General features: G+C 72.0%; 14 protein-coding genes and 1 tRNA gene. 5 read left to right on the forward strand and 10 right to left on the reverse strand.

From position 1 onward, the window contains the following. Positions 1 to 61: 61 nt before the first annotated feature. Both CLV63_RS01605 and CLV63_RS01610 read right to left on the reverse strand, forming a co-directional pair. Complete coding sequence (locus tag CLV63_RS01605; RefSeq protein ID WP_106581019.1) at positions 62 to 1,171, reverse strand: SPFH domain-containing protein; 1,110 nt, start codon at positions 1,169 to 1,171, stop codon at positions 62 to 64. Between the two features lie 67 nt (positions 1,172 to 1,238). Beyond that, the gene (locus tag CLV63_RS01610; protein ID WP_106581020.1) at positions 1,239 to 1,679 is read right to left on the reverse strand and encodes an NfeD family protein; all 441 of its coding nucleotides are present in this window, start codon (positions 1,677 to 1,679) and stop codon (positions 1,239 to 1,241) included. A 271-nt stretch (positions 1,680 to 1,950) separates the two neighbouring features. Between CLV63_RS01610 and CLV63_RS01615 the strand changes: the two genes are divergently transcribed. Then, complete coding sequence (locus CLV63_RS01615; RefSeq protein ID WP_106581021.1) at positions 1,951 to 2,562, forward strand: hypothetical protein; 612 nt, start codon at positions 1,951 to 1,953, stop codon at positions 2,560 to 2,562. Between the two features lie 45 nt (positions 2,563 to 2,607). Here CLV63_RS01615 and CLV63_RS01620 read toward each other — a convergent pair whose 3' ends face one another. Continuing rightward, a complete protein-coding gene (locus CLV63_RS01620) occupies positions 2,608 to 3,048 on the reverse strand; it encodes a hypothetical protein (protein ID WP_106581022.1) in 441 nt (146 codons plus the stop codon). Positions 3,049 to 3,459: 411 nt separating this feature from the next. Between CLV63_RS01620 and CLV63_RS01625 the strand changes: the two genes are divergently transcribed. Both CLV63_RS01625 and CLV63_RS01630 read left to right on the forward strand, forming a co-directional pair. Continuing rightward, entirely contained in the window at positions 3,460 to 5,187 is a 1,728-nt protein-coding gene (locus CLV63_RS01625; RefSeq protein WP_106581023.1) for a serine/threonine-protein kinase, read from the forward strand. 950 nt (positions 5,188 to 6,137) lie between these two features. Further along, positions 6,138 to 6,210: transfer RNA gene (locus tag CLV63_RS01630), tRNA-Arg, on the forward strand. Between the two features lie 405 nt (positions 6,211 to 6,615). Here CLV63_RS01630 and CLV63_RS01635 read toward each other — a convergent pair. The 4 genes from CLV63_RS01635 to CLV63_RS01645 form a co-directional block, all read right to left on the reverse strand. Beyond that, positions 6,616 to 7,869, reverse strand: coding sequence for a type II toxin-antitoxin system HipA family toxin (locus CLV63_RS01635; protein ID WP_106581024.1), 1,254 nt, complete (start codon positions 7,867 to 7,869; stop codon positions 6,616 to 6,618). Continuing rightward, positions 7,866 to 8,168, reverse strand: a complete 303-nt coding sequence (locus CLV63_RS01640; RefSeq protein WP_211301090.1) for a helix-turn-helix domain-containing protein — start codon at positions 8,166 to 8,168, stop codon at positions 7,866 to 7,868. Before CLV63_RS01640 ends, CLV63_RS01635 begins: the two co-directional genes overlap by 4 nt. A gap of 14 nt (positions 8,169 to 8,182) precedes the next feature. Next, complete coding sequence (locus tag CLV63_RS33110) at positions 8,183 to 8,362, reverse strand: hypothetical protein (RefSeq protein ID WP_146165499.1); 180 nt, start codon at positions 8,360 to 8,362, stop codon at positions 8,183 to 8,185. 99 nt (positions 8,363 to 8,461) lie between these two features. After that, positions 8,462 to 9,160 carry a type 1 glutamine amidotransferase domain-containing protein gene (locus tag CLV63_RS01645; RefSeq protein WP_106581026.1) on the reverse strand — a complete coding sequence of 233 codons (699 nt, stop codon included), beginning with the start codon at positions 9,158 to 9,160 and terminating at the stop codon, positions 8,462 to 8,464. A 210-nt stretch (positions 9,161 to 9,370) separates the two neighbouring features. Between CLV63_RS01645 and CLV63_RS01650 the strand changes: the two genes are divergently transcribed. After that, positions 9,371 to 10,234: a helix-turn-helix transcriptional regulator gene (locus tag CLV63_RS01650; RefSeq protein ID WP_106581027.1), complete on the forward strand. Its 864-nt coding sequence runs from the start codon at positions 9,371 to 9,373 to the stop codon at positions 10,232 to 10,234. Between the two features lie 172 nt (positions 10,235 to 10,406). On the opposite strand, the gene CLV63_RS01655 is transcribed toward CLV63_RS01650, so the two are convergent. Beyond that, positions 10,407 to 10,871: a PaaI family thioesterase gene (locus tag CLV63_RS01655; RefSeq protein ID WP_170134114.1), complete on the reverse strand. Its 465-nt coding sequence runs from the start codon at positions 10,869 to 10,871 to the stop codon at positions 10,407 to 10,409. A gap of 139 nt (positions 10,872 to 11,010) precedes the next feature. Next, a complete protein-coding gene (locus CLV63_RS01660) occupies positions 11,011 to 12,594 on the reverse strand; it encodes a serine hydrolase domain-containing protein (protein WP_106581029.1) in 1,584 nt (527 codons plus the stop codon). Between the two features lie 474 nt (positions 12,595 to 13,068). On the opposite strand from CLV63_RS01660, the gene CLV63_RS01665 reads away from it, so the two are divergent. Next, on the forward strand, positions 13,069 to 13,686 hold the full coding sequence (locus CLV63_RS01665; protein ID WP_106581030.1) for a response regulator transcription factor: 618 nt from the start codon (positions 13,069 to 13,071) through the stop codon (positions 13,684 to 13,686). Positions 13,687 to 13,698: 12 nt separating this feature from the next. On the opposite strand, the gene CLV63_RS01670 is transcribed toward CLV63_RS01665, so the two are convergent. After that, positions 13,699 to 15,390 (reverse strand): sensor histidine kinase, encoded by a 1,692-nt coding sequence (locus CLV63_RS01670; protein WP_146165500.1) that lies wholly within the window; start codon positions 15,388 to 15,390, stop codon positions 13,699 to 13,701. Positions 15,391 to 15,456: the final 66 nt, after the last annotated feature.

A 15,456-nucleotide genomic window follows, 5' to 3' on the forward strand; every position in this document is an offset into this window, starting at 1 on the left:
ACCGACGAACCGGGGGGCGCCGTCTGCGACGGCGCCCCCCGGTCTTGTGTGCGAGCGCGGCTCAGCCGCCGGAGCCCGCCGAGGCACCGCCGCCCTTGCCCGGTGTGCCCGCCGCCGCTTCGGCCTCGGCCTTGGCGTCGGCGACCGCGGCGGCGGCGTTCTCCGCGGCCTTGGTGGCCGCGTTCACGGCGTCGTCCCTGACCGGGTCGCCGGAGGTGAGCTCGGGCGTGGGCGACTCCCCGGTGTCCTCGGACGCCGCCGGCTCCTCCTGGGGCGCCGCGGCCGCTGCGCCGTCGGACGCTGCCGGGCCGCCGAACGCCTTGGACACGCTCTGGACGGCCTGGGTCAGCTCGCCGGGGATCACCCAGAAGGTGTTGCCCTCGCCGTTGGCGAGCGACGGCAGGGTCTCCAGGTACTTGTAGGCGAGCAGCTTGGAGTCGGCGTTGTTGCGGTGCACCGCCTGGAACACGCGCTCGATGGCCTTGGCTTCGCCGTCGGCGCGCAGGATGGCCGCCTGCTGCTGGCCCTGGGCCTCCAGGATGGCCTGCTGCCGGGCGCCCTCGGCGGTGAGGATCCGCGACTGCCGCTCGCCTTCGGCGTGCAGCACGACCGCGCGCTTGTCGCGCTCGGCGCGCATCTGCTTCTCCATGGCCTCCTTGATGGAGGGCGGCGGGTCGATGGCCTTGATCTCGACCCGGTTCGCACGGATGCCCCACTTGCCGGTGGCGTCGTCGAGGACGCCCCGGAGCCGGGTGTTGATCTCCTCGCGGGAGGTCAGCGTGCGCTCCAGGTCCATCCCGCCGATGACGTTGCGCAGCGTGGTGACGGTCAGCTGGTCTATTGCCTGGAGGTAGTTCGCCACCTCGTACGCCGCGGCCTTGGGCTCGGTGATCTGGTAGTAGAGCACCGTGTCGATGTTGACGACGAGGTTGTCCTCGGTGATGACCGGCTGCGGCCGCGAGGAGAACACCTGCTCGCGCAGGTCGAACTTCGTGTTGACCCGGTCGACGCCCGGAATGATGAAGTTCAGCCCCGGTTGCAGGGTGCGGAGGAAGCGGCCGAACCGCTCGATGTTGTAGGCGCGCGCCTGGGGGACGATGCGGACCGTGGACATGACCGCGAGGACCGCCAGAATCGCGATAACGATGAGGAACACTTCAAAACCGAACATCTGCTGCCTGCCAAGTCACTGTCGGATTCGTTGGGCGGGGTGGCGCGGGTGCGCGGAGTCGCACCGGTCAGGGCAGGGCCTCACGCGGGTAGACCACGGCGGTGGCCCCCTCGATCTCCATGACGTCGACCTTCGCACCTTCGGGAATGACCTGGGTCTCGTCGAGGCACCGCGCCGACCATTCCTCGCCGGAGAGCTTGATGCGGCCGTGCTCGCCGCTGATCTCCTTGACGACCAGCCCGGTGCGGCCGACGAGCGCGGCGGTCCCGGACCGTAACAGGGGCGGTGTGCGCAGGTGCCTGCGCGCGATCGGGCGTACGACGAGCAGCCCTGCCGCCGAGGTGGCCGCGAACGTCAGCAACTGGGCCGCGAGACCCAGGTCCAACGCTCCGACAACCCCTGCCGCAAGCGCTGCGATGGCCAGCAGCCCCAAGGAGAGCGTCAGCGTGAAGATCTCCGCGACGCCCAGGGCGACGGCCACCACCATCCAGATGATCCACAACGGCATGGATACCGGCCTCCCGTCCGTTGGCGGGTACCCCTAAACTACCCGCGTGTAGCGGACTGGCACGCTCTGCCCGGCAACGGTTTGCGATCGGTGCCACGCCCGGCGCCGCCGCGGGCGTCCCGCGCGATCGGCCCGCCCCCGCGCCGAGCTGGCCGGATCCGGACAGTTGACCGCCGCGTGGGCGCGGCTCGGTGCGCGGCGCCGCGGCCCCGCGCGGCGAAATGGCGTGCGGGCATACCCCATGACCCGCCGGGTTTGCAAGAATCGGCCCATGAGCCACTACCCCGAACCGCAGCCCGGACCTGGCGACTTCGGCCAGCAGCCCGGCGGCACCCCCTACCCACCGCAGGGCGCCCCCGACTGGGGCAATCCGTCGGGCGGCTACCCGCAGTCGGGCGGTTACCCGCAGCCGGGCGGATACCCGCAATCGGGCGGCTACCCCTCCGGGGAGATGGCGCCCTACAACCCCGCCCAGGCGCCCCAGACCGGCGGCTGGCAGGCGATGCCCGACCACGCGCCCGTCCCCCAGGGCGGCCCCCCGGTGGCGACCATCGGCGATATCACGGTGACCCAGACCGAGATCATCACGCCGGCGGGGAGCTGCCCGCTGCGCGGCGCCACCTGGTCCATCAACGACATGACGCACGTCGAGGAGAAGATCGCGCCGTGGGCCCTCATCGTGGCCATCCTCGGATTCTTCTTCATCTGCGTCTTCAGCCTGTTCTTCCTGCTGGTGAAGGAGACGAGCGCCTCGGGCAGCGTGCAGGTGACCGTGCGCAACGGCAACTTCTTCCACTCGACCCAGATCCCGGCGCACAGCCGTCCCCAGGTGCAGCACCTGCACCAGCAGTTCAACTACATCCGCTCGCTGTCGATGATGTGATCGCCCTGCGGCCGGTCCACCGGGGTGGACCGGCCGGGCGCGGGATCAGTCGGGCGGCGAACCGGGCGACGCCGCATCGGACGCGGCCCCCGGGGCGGCGGTGAGGTGCTCGATGAGCACCTCGCGCGCGTAGTCGGCAAGGGGGCGGCAGCGGGCCGCGGCCCCCAGTGCGGCGAACTCCTCGGGGTCGAACCCGAGCGTGAGGGTCGCGGGAGCGGACGACGCGCGGCGGGCCAGGCCGAGCATCTGGCGGTGCATGCGCTCCAGCGCCTCGGGCGGCAGCGGGCCGTACGCGGTCTCCAACTGGACCAGCCAGTCGCGGAGCTCGCACCAGCGCGCGTAGCGGCCCGCCAGCGAGCGCAGGTGGGCGGCGAGGTCGGCACCATCGGCCGCGCGGAGGAGTTCGGCGTGGGTATCGGGATCGAGGACGAGCGTGACCTCGCGCCGCGGCAGCGGTTGGGCCGGATCGGCAATGGCAGTGGACATGCTGGCTCCAGAACTGGAGGGGGCGAACACGGGCGCCGCCCCGGACGGGCGGGAGCGGTGGTCGTCGCTGCGGGGGCGCTCGGCATCTTCGGAACGGCGCCGCACCGATGGGGGCGCGCCGTGGAACCCGCGTTCACATGACCGCTTGATCAGCACCTACGGTACCCGGCCGACCACGCCGGCACCATCGCGATACGGGTTGTCCACAGGCTCCCGCGCCGCGGCACACAGCCCGGGACGACCGCCACAGGCCGCCCGGAAACGACGCACGGGCCGCATCAGTGCCACAATCGGGCGAGTGCGTAGCCACGCACACCGCGATCCCGTACGCCACGGCGAGCGCGGCCCCCAGGACGCCGTCCCTCCCGGCGCTCCGACAACGCGCCCCCCAACAGGACTGGCGGATCGACTATGAGTCAGCAGCCCTCCGGAGCAGACCGGCCCGTCGCCGGCCGCTACCGGCTGGTCGACGAGCTCGGCCGAGGCGGCATGGGACGCGTCTGGCGCGCCCACGACGAACGTCTGAACCGCGCGGTGGCGCTCAAGGAGCTGCTGCTCCCCGACGACCTCGGCGAAAGCGAGCACGGCCACCTCGCCGAACGGATGCGCCGCGAGGCCCAGGCCGCCGCCATGGGTGCGCACCCCTCGATCGTCACCGTCCACGACGTGGTCGAGGACGGCGGGCGGCCCTGGATCGTCATGGAGCTGGTGTCGGGCCGTTCGCTGAGCAGGCTGGTCCGCGCCGACGGCCCGCGCGACGCCGTCCGGACGGCCCGCTGGGGCCTCTCCGTCCTCGCCGCCCTCGACACCGCCCACCGGCTCGGCATCCTGCACCGCGACGTCAAACCCGCGAACATCATGGTCACCGACGACGACCGCGCGGTCCTGACCGACTTCGGGATCGCGCTGATCGAGGGCAGCGCGGCCTTGACCCGCACCTCGGGGCTCGTGGGCTCGCCCGCCTACCTCGCGCCCGAACGCCTCGACCTGCACCCCGCGAGCGCGAAGACCGACCTGTGGTCGCTGGGCGCCACACTGTGGTTCGCCGCGTCGGGCTCGTCCCCTTTCCAGCGCGGCGACATCGCCGAGACCGTCAGCGCCGTCCGCATGGAGCCGCTCCCCCGCCTCCCCGTCGAAGGCCCTCTGGCCATGGCGCTCGAAGGGCTGCTGCGCAAGTCCCCCGAGGACCGGATCGACTCCGAGGAGGCGCGGCGGCTGCTCACCCTCGCCTCGGAGGGGACCGCGACAGCGGGCTCGGCGTCCTTTTCGGGCCTCGGGACGGCGGCCGACCCTGGATCGGCGTCCGGACTCGGGGCGGCGGCCGCGCTCGGACCGGCGTCCGGTCGGCAGGACGGCACCCAGAACACCCCGACGCCCGCCCCGCAGGCCACCGCCCACACGCCGCAGCCGGCCCAGGTCTACTCGCCCCAGCTGCCGCCGTCCGAACCACCGGCCGACCGCCGCGGCAAGGGCTCGCTGGCGTGGCCGATCGCCGTCACCGTGCTGGGGGTGGCCCTGATCGCCGCGTCACTGGCGGCGTTCCTCGTCCTGGCGCCCGACAGGGCCGGGTCCGAAGGCGCCACCGGAGTCGGCACCTCGCAGCAGCCCGGCTCCGCCCCGTCGAAGGGCGGAGCGGTGACCAAGCAGGACGGCGCCGCCAGCGCGGAGCCCACATCAAAGGACGGCCAGGGGGCGCCGACCACGGTGCGGTCGGACCCGGCCGGGTTCGAGATCCGCGTCCCCGAAGGCTGGCAGCGCCGGGCCGAAGGCGACAGCGTGTACTACGACGACCCCGACGGCCCCGCCTACCTGCAAGTCGACCTGCGTCCGCACCCCACGGACGACCAGGTGGCGCACGTGACCGAGAGCGAACGCGGCACCAAGTCCACGGGCCGGCTGCCGGGGTACGAGCGGATCCGCATCGACGACGTATCCGGGCAGGCGCCCGGCGCCGAGTCCGCCGCCGACTGGGAGTTCACCTGGAACGACGACGGCGAGAAGCGGCACCTCCTCACCCGCAGCATGACCCTTAGCTCAGGCGGGCACGCGACCGTGGCCTGGGCCACCGCCGAGGACGAGTGGAACCGCCTCGCCGACCTCCGCGACACCTGCGTGGAGTCCTTCACCGCAGCCGGCTGACGGAGAGCCCGGACGGGCCGATCAGTGACCCGACAACGGGCGACCGGAGACGGCCGACCGGACGGAGCGATCGGTGACCGGACAACGGGTGACCGGGCGGGGCGACCCGTGACCGGGGACGGTCGACCGGGCGGGGCGATCGTGACCCGATGACGGGTAACGGGCAACCGAGCAACGGGTGACCGGGCAGGCGGATCTGGGTGTGAACGGGCGACCGACACGACCGGGTCAGGCTTGCACCGCCGCCCGACCAAATCCGCACCCACTCCGTTGCAACACGTTCCGACCTGCGATTACGTTCGACCCACGGGTGCGTTCCTCCCCGCCCCGCCACACGGCGCGAAGGGAGGTCGTCCAATGGACATCGCGACCATCACAGCGATCATCTCGGTCATCGGTGTTTTCGACGTGTTCGACGTGTTCGGCGGCTGGTGGACCTGGTGACGGGACACGCGGCCCCTCAGACGGACGACCGGGGTGGCCGGATCCGGCCCATCTATCGGGCCCGCCGTCCGATGGCGGCACCCGCCCACAGACCCGGTACGCGGGACACGCCGCCCTCTGCCATCCGGCCGGGTGCGGCCGCCACCCCGCCCTAAAGTGCTTGGATAGATGCCGACAGCGCAGCGGTCCGCGCCCGGGAACACCGCCGACGCTCCAGGACGCGGCCCCGCCGACACGATCGGCACCGCGTCCCCGGCTCGGCCCTGCCGCCCTTGAAACCGGGCGAATGGGGTTATTGTGTCTCCGTAGCGGTTGGTGGTCTCACACGGGCGCGCCTTCGCCCGGGTCGATGCGCCGCGATTCCATCGCGGCGGGTCCCTCGACCGCGGTAGCGGGCGCACCCTCCAGCACGGAGACTCCCCCAATCCCACGCCGGACGAACGGTGTGCTACTACGGCAAGACCGAGCAAAGTTGGTATATTGCCTGCTCACAGACGCTCAACCAGGCACCCGTAGCTCAGTGGATAGAGCATCGGACTTCTAATCCGACGGCCGCAGGTTCGAATCCTGCCGGGTGCGCAAGAAACCCAAGGTCAAAGACCTGCAAGCACCACCTGCATCCCAGGAACAGGCGCCCATGTGCGCCGCGCGTGTGCTCTTGAGTTCGCACCCGGTCGTCAACGCAGGCCACTGCGCCCACGCACCCGCCGCCGACCGTCGCTCCCGGCGACCGAGGCAGCGGTGCCGTTCCCCTGGCCCGGGAAGCGGTTCCGCGGGTGTCCCTTCGGGGACCGGCCTCAGGCCTTCTGCTTCGCGGCGGAGGTGAGCAGGGCGGCCGTGGCCTCGGCGGCGGCCTCGGCGACCTCGGGGAACACGCTCTGGTGAGCCCCACGCCTCGCCGCGGCGCAGCCCTTTGGTGGATCCGAACCAGTGCGGGGTTCGGGTGTCGAACTCCGCGGCCTCGCCCGCCTCCGATGCCGACGCTCATGGGTGTCCGGCTCCTGACGAAGCTGCCGCGAGCACGGCCTCCAGCCGCTGCTGAATCGACTCGGCCATCATCGTGATCTCCTGCTCGCGGACGCCGTTGGTGCGCGCCTGCTCCCTCCACGTCGCCAGCGCTCCTGCGACGCGGTGCATCCGTTCGCGTGCCTGCGACGCGGTGAGGCTGCACTCCTCCGCGAATGCCAGCAGAGCGTCGGCCTCGTCGGGCTGGGCGTCGGCTCCCATGATCGAGGTCGAGCGGGCCCGCCACGGATCCGAGGTCGGATTCACGTCGAACACCGGGCTCAGCGTCCATGCGCCGCGGCTGGTCAGGAAGCCGTGGTTGCGCAGGTGGTCGTCCGTGTTGCCGAGCGCGACGCTCGCGACGACGCGGTCGAAGAGCTCGTGGTGGTCCAGTCGGGGAGAGCGCGACAGGTCGCGCATCGCTTCGGCGATGTCGGCGTAGTCGCGGTGCTCGCCGTCGGTCGAGCCCAGCGCCGCCATGGCGCTGATGTAGCCGATCCTGCGCCCGGTGTCCGTGCGGTCGAACCGGCGCAGGATCAGCACGCTGCGCCCGCCCACGCGGGTGAGCCTCCTGCGGGGCGTGCGGATGTCCGCGTTCTCCATCAGGTCGAGCGCTGTGGCCTCCCAGGCCATGACGTCCCACTGGTCGCTGCCGTGCGGGAACTTCGCGATGGCGAGGGACCCGTCCTCAAGGCGCACGGAGGCCTTGGGGCGTGCGCCGCCGAGGCCCGTGGTGCCCGTGTCCAGGAGCTGCTTGACAGCCCGGCTCGGGTCCTCGTCGGAGGCGAGGTCGTCGGATGCCCGCAGCAGCTCCGGCAGCGAGACGAGCCGGGGCACGCTCGAGGGCTTGCCGAGGAACTCTTCGCGGCCGGGCAGGCGGAAGCGCAGAGCGCCCTGGCGCGTGTCGTCGCTGACGCCGAGGAGGAAGTCGAGGTCGTCGAGCCTGCGGGGTACTCGGCCTTCCTCGCGGGCGCGGGTCCGCTCCGCCTTCTCGATCAGATTCCGTCCCCACCGGTCCGGTGCACTGTCGGCGAAGGCCCGCACGAGTCCGGCCTGGTGCTGGGATCCGGACACGAGGGGGAGCGCGGGGTCGATGCTCATGCCGTCGCCAGCGAGGTAGCCGGGGTCGTACAGGAAGGTCGTGGAGATCTGTCCACGCGTCCGGGTGAAGTGCGCCTGGCCGACCAGCCTTGCACTTCCCTCCTCGTCCATGAAGACCTCGACGGCGGTCATCGGGCCCGCTTCTTCGTGAGGCTGCCGGCCCGCAGGCGCCCGATGTCGCTGTTCAAAGGATCGATCGTGTCGACGACTCGGTCGAGCACGCCGAGCGCGCGGAGCACCTGGGCGACGCTGCGGAAGTTCACGCCCGGGTCCCCAGTCTCGATCTTGCGCAGGGTGTCGCGCGTGATGTCGGCCCGCTCAGCGACCTGCTGGGCGGTGAGGCCCAGGACCATGCGCCAGCCCCGCACATGCTCGCCGAACGCGGTGAGCTGCCCGTCGATCCTGTACCCCGCCATGACGACCCCTCTCATCTATGACGAGAATATCAGGCAGTGCGGCGCTTAATGGCGATGATAGACGTCATACCTCCCCAGAGTTCGGGGATCCGCGGCCAGGCGGTGTCGAACAGGTGCGTGATCGCCGGATCCGGATCCAGCGGGCAGACGCGCGCCGCGGGACTCGAACCGCACTGCGGATCTATCCCCGGCGGCAGCAGCGCTGTCATCGCGAATCCCGCGATGGTGGTTGACGGTTGCTCTCAGTGGGTTTCAGCGGCTGGCCACGCCTGGTACACGCCGAAGTTCTCAGCTCCCGGGGGCGGGGGTCAGTCCGCTGCCAGCGCGGTGTTGATCGCGATGGCCATGGGGGTGCTGGAGGCCGGGTTCTGGCCGGTGACGAGGTTGGCGTCCTGAACGGTGAACGCCTGGTACGGGGCTCCCTGCTCGTGCCGGGCGCCCTTCTCGCGCAGTCGGCTCGCCAGCAGCCACGGAGCGTTGTCGGCGGTGCCGAACATGCGCTCCTCCTCGTCGGTGAACGCGGTCATCCGCCGCCCGGAGAAGATCCACGCGCCCTGCTCGTCGACTGCGGACAACAGCGCGGCCGGCCCGTGGCAGACCGCGCCGATGACCTTGCCGGCGCGGTCTGCCTCGATCAGCAGCCGGCCCAGGTTCGCGTCCTGGAAGAGGTCGACCACGGGGCCGTGCCCGCCAGGCAGCACCACGGCGTCGTAATCGGCCGCCGAGACCTCCGCCAGCTTCAGCAGCGGCCCGAAGTCGCCGAGCGCCTTCCGGGCGTGGGCCACGTGCCGGGCGCAGTCCGGCCCGGCGATCGCCGGGTCGGCGCTGTGCCGGTCCAGCGGCTGCAACACTCCTCCTGGGGAGGCGAATTCGACGGTGTGGCCGGCGCCGACGAACGCCTCGTGCGGCGCGGCCAGCTCCTCCGCCCAGTAGCCCGTGGGGTACTGCGAGCCGTCGGTGCGCTCCCATACGTCGGCTGCGGACATCACGATCAGAATGCGGCTCATGGGTTCTGCCTCTGCTTCTCGCCTTCAGCCGGTCACCTGTGGAGACCGGGACCGCCGGATCGGTTGATCCGGCACCGTCTCCACTGTCACCCGCCCCGGCCGCCCGGAGGCGGTGCTCATCGGCCCTGACCTGCCTCGGTCCGCCCTACCTAGGACTGACAGTCCCTGGTGAGGCAGGCGCGGCCGCAGCGAATCGGCGATACTGGAGCCATGGCCGCCCCGAACCGCGAACTCGCCGACTTCCTGCGCCGGGCTCGCGCCCAGTGCGATCCGGCACGCGCCGGGCTGCCGCCGGACACCCGCGTACGCCGCGTACCGGGCCTGCGACGCGAAGAGGTGGCGCGGCTGGCCGGTGTCTCCGCCGACTACTACGCCCGCCTCGAACAGGGACGCACCATCATCCCCTCAGCCGCGGTGGTCGAAGCGCTGGCCCAGGCGCTGGAGCTCGACGCCGCCGGACGTGCCCACCTCAACGACCTCATCGGCACCGCGGCTCCCCGCCACCGGCGCCCGCCGACCGTCCAGCGCCTGCGCTCCGGCCTCCACCAACTGCTGGATTCCATGGAAGGCACCCCCGCCCTGGTCCTGGGACGCCGTACGGACGTGCTGGGCATCAACCGGACGGCCAAAGCGCTCTTCACCGACTTCGACGCCCTGCCGCCGACTCGCCGCAACTACACACGCTGGCTCCTCCTCGCGCCCGAAGCCCACGCCCTCTTCGTCGACTGGGACGTCCAAGCCCGCGCGGCCGTGGAGACCCTCCGCCTCGAAGTGGGCCGCGACCCCGACGACCGGTCCACCCGGGAACTTGTCGCCGAGTTGCGGGAGAGCAGCGCGGACTTCGACCGCTGGTGGCAGCAGCACCGCGTCCACCAGCGCACCCACGGGTCCAAACGGCTGCTTCACCCGCTCGTCGGCGAGGTCACCGTGCAGTACGAAACCCTCACCCTCCCCGGAGACTCCGACGCGACCGTCTTCCTCTACAGCACGGAAGCCGGCTCCCCGTCCCGCCATGCACTCGACCTCCTCACCTCCTGGACACTCACCCCCACCGCCCCCCGCAGCGAGCCCTGAGCACCGGGAGCCCGACTCGCCCAGCGTTTCGCTGGAGAACTCCGCCCGGTCCATCGAGATGCACACGGAACGGATGCTACCCACCGCTTGAGGAGCCGGAAGTGCGCGCCGATCGACGTGCCGTTCTCGGTCTCGGCCGGATCCATGATCGCGCCAGGCCGGCACCAGGATTTCAGGCACTCAGCGACGTACTGCTACTCCCGCCACGTCGGAAGATGCGGCTGATCACCGCTCCCTTGGCGACCAGGCCACCAGCGGCGTCACGGACGTCGACATCGCTGAGTGTTCTGGTGTACGTCCGGTGGGTGACATTCGCGACGGCAGTGAGATCCGAGCCCTCGGCGGCTTGGAGGTACGTGACCGACAGATGCGATGTGGCACCGCCGGTGGCGTCGTCGCCCTCGACGCCGGATGCCGAGCCCGCGCTCCCCGCCACATCGACGAGGGTGGCGATGACGCCGCCGTGCGTGGTGTCGCCCAGCGTCACAAGGTCGCGGTTGAACGGGATCCGGATCTCGACTCGCTCCGGCTCCACAGAGACCAACTCGATGCCCAGTGCCTTGGCGGGACCCGACTTCGCCAGCACCTCCTCGATCCACCATTGCGCCGCCCTCTGCACCTTCGTCGTATTCGCCACCGCAACTGTCCTCTCGCGCGTCGACCGGTCCGGCGACAATGGCAGCCGGCCGGTCTCCGGTCGATTACCCGACGGGTAATGCAGGGGCTCCACGCGGCGGGGCTCTTGCACGTTCCGGGGGTGCGTCGACGCGGGGCGGTCACGGGGTGGGCGTGGGGCGGGTGGCGCGCGACCGGGAGAGCATGAACGGGCCGGCCGCGAGGATGATCAGGCCGCGCAGGACCAGCGTTCCCACGGCCGCGAGCACGAGCACCGTGATGTCGGGGGCCGAGTCGAACGCCGTCGCCACGGGCATCGGGCCGATGAAGTCCATGGTCATGCCCAGCCCGAAGAAGACCCCGGCGTACAGTGCGACGCCTCCCGCGAGCCACGCGAGTCCGGGCAGCAGCACCGCGCGCCAGGCGCCGTCCCGGGCGGAGCGTTCGCGCGCACGGCGCAGCCGCAGCGGGATCCGCGCCAGCGTCGCGGCGAGGATGACAACGGTGATCGCGCCGATCGTGTTGATGGTCAGGTAGGTGGAGAGGAACGCGTACTCGACGGGGGGCTCGGGCAGTCCCGCGAGGACGGCCATCCCGCCCTCGTAGGCTTCGGCCGGGTCGTACAGCTGCCCGTTGCGGGCGGTCAGGACGATGAGACCCGCCTTCTGCTCGGGAAGCATGCCCACGTCCGCGTGGTAGGCGAAGTGGTCGCCGTCGTGTGCGACGACGGGGTTGCCGTCGAGCGTGCCCGTTCCCCACCCCAGCGCATAGCGGTCGGTGATGGGGAAGACGCCGTCGCCGGTGCCCACGGCGGGCTCGTGCATCGCCTTCAGCGACGCGGCGGACACGACGGTCTTCCCCTCGTACGTGCCGTCCGACTGCACCTGGACGAGGTGGGCGAGGTCGTTGGCCGTTGTCACCAGGAAGCCGTCGGGCAGCGCGCCGGGGAACGCCGGCGCGGTCCGCGGGAGGCCGGCGCCGAACAGGACGGCCGCCCCCTCGACCATGCCGTTGTCCCTGGCCCGGTCCATGTCGGTGTAGGTGTCGGCCATCTCCAGTGGGTCGAGGACCTCGTCCTGGAGGTGGTCGGCGTAGTCGCGGCCGGTGACCTCCTCCACGATGAGCCCGAGGGTCGCGAAGTTCTTGTTGCAGTAGTGGAAGCGCGTGCCCGGTTCACTGACCGTCGCCACCTCGGACACCGCGCGGACGCGCTCCTCCAGCGACACCTCGGGGGTGTTCAGGTCTCCCAGGCCGGCCGAGGTGGGCAGGCCGCTCGTCTGCTCCAGCAGGTGCCGGACGCGGATGTCGGCGGAGTCGGCTGTGGTGAACCAGGGGAGGTACTCCCGCACCGGCGCGTCCAGGTCGATCGTGCCCGCGTCCACCAGCCGCATGACGGCCAGCGACGTGACCGGTTTGCTCAGCGAACCGACCAGCATGGGCGAATCCGGGGTGATCCCGCTGCCGGTGGCACCCGAGGCGGTGACCTCGCCGTCGCGCACGACGGCGAAGGCGGCATCGGGCGCGTTGGCGGCCTGGAGTTGGCGCTCGACGAACGAGACGGCCCGCTTGTCGACGTTCTCCGCCGCGGTGGGCGGCTCGACCTGCTGCACGGTCGCTGTCAGCAGGCCGGTCGTGGTGCCCGACACGAGCAGGACCGCGAGCACGACCCACCAGACCGACCGCGCCCGCCGGGGTGCGGCCGGAGGCGCCTCCCGCTGTTCGGGGGACGCTGCGAGGCGTGTCATGCCGTGCTCCTTACGGGGTGGCGGTGGTTCGTAGTGCGGACGCCGGGTCCGGGTCGCCCGCGCCCGCGGGTCGGGATCCCGTTCACCGGGCGTAGACGCGGGTCACCGGGACCCGTCTGAGGGGAGGTCGGCCGGACTCCGGACCGCGGGCGCAGCACCGGACTGCGGTGTCGGAACGCGGTGTCGGAACGCGGGCACTGCGCAGGTCCGCAGTGTCGGACACGAGCATTCCGCGTCGGCGGTCCGGCCGGTAGTGCCCCTGGTCAGCGCCTCCGCATGCAGAATGCACAAACCGGACATCCGTGCGGCCGGTACTCGCGGCCGACGCGTGCCGCGCTCCGGCACCGCGGGCTCCGGGTCGGGGCGCCGTGCCCGCTAGGATCGGTGCCCGGCGCCCGCGGGCGGCGTCGAGTCCGGTACGCCGCGCTCCGGCCGGTGCGTTGCGGCGCGTGCACACCAGGAGGGGAGGCCGCCATGGCGTCCGATCCGATCAGGGTGCTGCTGGCCGAGGACATGCATCTCGTCCGCGGTGCGCTCGCCGCGCTGATCTCCCGGGAATCCGCCCTTTCCGTCGTGGCCGAGGTCGCCACCGGCGACGCCGTGCTCCCCGCTGCACGCGTCCACCGCCCCGATGTGGCAGTGCTCGACGTCGACATGCCCGGTGTCGACGGGATCACCGCGGCCGCCGGGCTGCGTGCGGAACTCCCCGATTGCCGGGTGCTCATCCTGACCGCGCTGAGCAGGCCGACCGTCGTCCGCAGGGCCATGGCGGCGAAGGCGGACGGGTTCCTCGCCAAGGACGCGCCGCCGGACGAGCTCGCCGACGCCATCCGCGCGGTGGCGGCCGGCCGGCGCGTCCTCGATCCGGCGCTCGCCGCCGCCGCGCTGGCGGTGCGCGACAACCCGCTCAGCGCGCGGGAGATCGAGGTGCTCCGCCAGGCCGCTGACGGCGCCGACCACGCCGAGATCGCGGCACGACTGCACCTGAGCAAGGGCACCGTGCGCAACTACCTGAGCACCATCGTCACGAAGCTGGACGCCCGCAACCGGCTCGACGCGGTGCGGATCGCCGCCGAAGCCGACTGGCTGTGACGACCGGCCGGTTCACCGGTCCGGTGCTCCCGCGGGGAGCCGGACCAGCAGCTCGAACCCGTCGTCGGCGGGTGCCGCGGTCACGGTTCCGCCCCAGGCCCCGATGCGTTCGGTGAGATTGGGGATGCCCTGCCCGCGCCCGCCGGTCGCGGGAAGCGCCTCGCCCCGGTCGTTGCCCCGATCGTTGGCGACCCGCAGCCATACGGTGCCCTCCCCGCGGCCCGTCTCCAGCGTGCAGGCGCGCGCACGGCTGTGCCGGAGCACGTTGTTCACCGCCTCCCGCACGACCCTGGCGAGGACCTCGTCCGTGCGTTGCGGCAGGGTTCCGTGGCCGAGGTCCAGCCGGGGCGTGGTGCCCGCCGCCGAGAGCACGTCACCGGCGGACCGCAACTCGCCGTCCAGTGAGATCTCGGTGCTGCCGCCGGGGATGGCCCGCAGGTCGCCCAGAGAGCGGCGCGCAATGCCTGCGATCTCCTCGAATCGGCGGTCGCCGGGCGCCCCTGTCCGCGCCGCCGGCTCCGCCGTGACCAGGATCGCCGACAGGCCGTAGCCGAGCAGGTCGTGCACGTCCTTCGCGATCCGGTTCCGTTCCCGGAGGACCGCGATCTCCGCCAGTTGCCGGCGTGTTTCGTGCACCTGGTGGACGAGCCGGGTGGTGATCGCGATGCCGTAGAAGATCACCGTCATGGCGACCACGTCCAACGTCAGGATCAGCACGTCCGCCGTCGCGACGCCGCGCGCCGCCAGGGTGGTCGGAACGGCCAGTACCGCGGCGGCCGCGATCAGCCATGACCACCAGCCGCGCGCGAGCGTCAGTACGGCACCGGCGGCGAGCCCGACGAGCTGCGAGTACGGCATGCCCGGGGTGAACAGCGGCACGCACGCCAACGCGACCTCCGCCGTCAGGGTCCACGCGGCGAAGCGGGGCCGCGACACGGGCGGGCGCGGTGTCGAGTGGTGCAGGTGCAGGCCGACAACGACGGCCAGCAAGGGCAGGTGGACGGCCAGGGCCGGGCCGCCCGGTTCCTGCCCGATCACGAAGAGCGCGGCGACGACCAGGTAGACGGCGTGGACCGCGACCATGATCGGCAGCACCAGGCGCGGCGTCAGGTCGGTCGGGGCGACCTCGGGAACCGCCGTCGGCGGCGGGCTCTCGCGCGCCGACCGCGCCGCCCGCCTGGCCAGTGCGATGACGCCGGCCATGTCGTGCCGCCCGGCGCACCGGATGATCCCGGTCAGCGCGTCGCCGATCGACGTCTCCAACTGGTCGCCGACGCGTTCGCGTTCGACGCGCACCGATTCCGCTGCCAGCAGGCCCCGGGTGGCGTGCAGTTCGGCCCGGACCTCGCCGAGCCGCGTCAACAGGAAGATCACCAGACCCTGGGAGATCGTGTTGCCGATCGCGTTCGCGCACGCGTAGACGCTCGTGGTGTCCGACAGCGCCGCCGCGGCGACGACGCAGGCGAAGAGCGCCCACCGCGACCGTCCCGGCACGACGAGCAGCACCGATCCCGCGAGGAAGCCGGGCAGCCCGGCCCAGGGGAACAGGGCGGCCTGCGCCATCAGCGTCCACGGGCCGCGCAGCCACCTGGTCCTCGGGTGGCAGAGGCCCACCTGGAGGATGAAGGCGGCCGTGGCCGCCCACCCCGGCACCGCCAATTCCGGGCCGAGGGCCAGCGCGGCGAGGACCACGGTGATCAACACATCGAGCCAGATTAGCCCTCGCCCCACGACGGGTGGAACACGGACCTCGCGATCCTCGGGTCCGCG

The sequence above is a fragment of the Murinocardiopsis flavida genome (assembly GCF_003014485.1).
Classification (GTDB): Bacteria; Actinomycetota; Actinomycetes; order Streptosporangiales; family Streptosporangiaceae; genus Murinocardiopsis; species Murinocardiopsis flavida.